Genomic DNA, 1636 nt, shown 5'->3' on the forward strand with positions numbered 1-1636 from the left:
TAATCCAATGTCTATTCTAAGGGGTGCACTTCACAATGATATAAATGAGAAATTGGGATTTAATTCTTCAACAATTGTGCCCGATTACGGAATAAATTTAAAAGTTCATTATTTCTCCGATAAAATCTTCTCAATGCTTACTAATTGCACACAAAGGCATAACACTTCAATAGCTTTTTCCAGTTCTTCAATGGAAGGAAGTGTAGGGGCTATACGTATATTTCGATCTCTTGGATCTTTCCCATAAGGATATGTAGCTCCTGCCTTGGTCAATTTGACACCAACTTCGGCTGCCATATTTATAACATCCCGGGCACAACCATTTAGTGTATTAAGACTAATGAAATAGCCACCCTTTGGTTCATTCCATGATGCAATATTTTTTCTGCCTAATTCCGATTCAAGTTTGTTTAACACCATAGAAAATTTCGGTTTAATAATCGCTGCATGCTTTTCCATATGTACTTTTAAATTATCCATATCTTTCAGAAAACGAACGTGTCGAAGTTGATTGAGCTTATCGGGCCCGATCGTTTGGATGGAAAGCTGCTTCCTAAAAAAGTTTAAGTTTTCTTCACTGGCTGCCATCATAGCAATACCGGAACCAGGAAAAGTAATCTTGGACGTAGAGCTATACATAAGAACACGATGAGGATTACCTGCCGACTTGCAGGCAGCAAAAATATTTTTCAACTGATCTGCTTTTTCAGTTAAGTGGTGAACAGTATATGCATCATCCCAAAAAATTCTAAAATCACTGGCTTTTGTATTCATTTGAGCAAGCCTATCCACTGTCTGATCCGAGTATGTTATACCATCAGGGTTACTGTATTTAGGAACACACCATATCCCTTTAATAGAATCGTCTTCACTTACAAGTTTCTCAATCGTATCCATATCTGGCCCAGTACTTAACATGTCTACTGTTATCATCTCTATATTAAAGAGCTCACATATAGCAAAATGCCTGTCATAACCCGGGCTTGGGCATAAAAATTTCACTACTGGAAGTTTACCCCATGGAGATTCGCCACCATATACACCATGAAGCATGGCTCTGGCTATCGTATCATGCATCATATTGAGGCTGGAATTGCCACCTATTATTATTTCTTTAGTACTCACTTCAAGTACTTGTGAAAATAATTCCTTTGCTTCCGGTATCCCGTCAAGACCTCCGTAGTTTAGATAATCCGTACCATCCTTTGCTCTATAGTCCTCGTCGGATTTCAAAATATCTAGCATATCCCTGGAAAGGTCAAGCTGTTCAGAACATGGTTTGCCTCTAGACATATCCAAATTCAGATTTTGACTTTTATATTCGTCGTATTTTTCTTTTAATCTCACATAATGTTCATTTAATTCAGATACGTTTAATTCCATAAAATTGTCGATACTTCCCATTTCCTCACTTCCTTATCAATAAATTATTGATCATTATACCACATTTGTTTAACATAGCTGCCTCTTTAGGTGTCGCGCCACATCATCATCAAGTTAACGACAAAGAACATTACAATAATCCCCTTGCTTTTTCTACACTATGTATTTCAACTGAAAAGATGAAGAGCATTGTCCAGTTGATGAATTGGAAAGTTGTAATATCAAGGGTGTTGATTATCCAGTACGATCCAGA

1 protein-coding gene is annotated in these 1636 nt (G+C 37.1%); it reads right to left on the reverse strand.

Annotation, left to right across the window (positions count from 1 at the left end; translation table 11 throughout):
• Window positions 1-108: 108 nt before the first annotated feature.
• Window positions 109-1404, reverse strand: coding sequence for an aspartate aminotransferase type Ic (locus HMPREF0083_RS07010; protein ID WP_021620480.1), 1296 nt, complete (start codon window positions 1402-1404; stop codon window positions 109-111).
• Window positions 1405-1636 lie beyond the last annotated feature (232 nt).

Origin of the sequence: Aneurinibacillus aneurinilyticus ATCC 12856 (assembly GCF_000466385.1) — a bacterium.
GTDB lineage: Bacteria > Bacillota > Bacilli > Aneurinibacillales > Aneurinibacillaceae > Aneurinibacillus > Aneurinibacillus aneurinilyticus.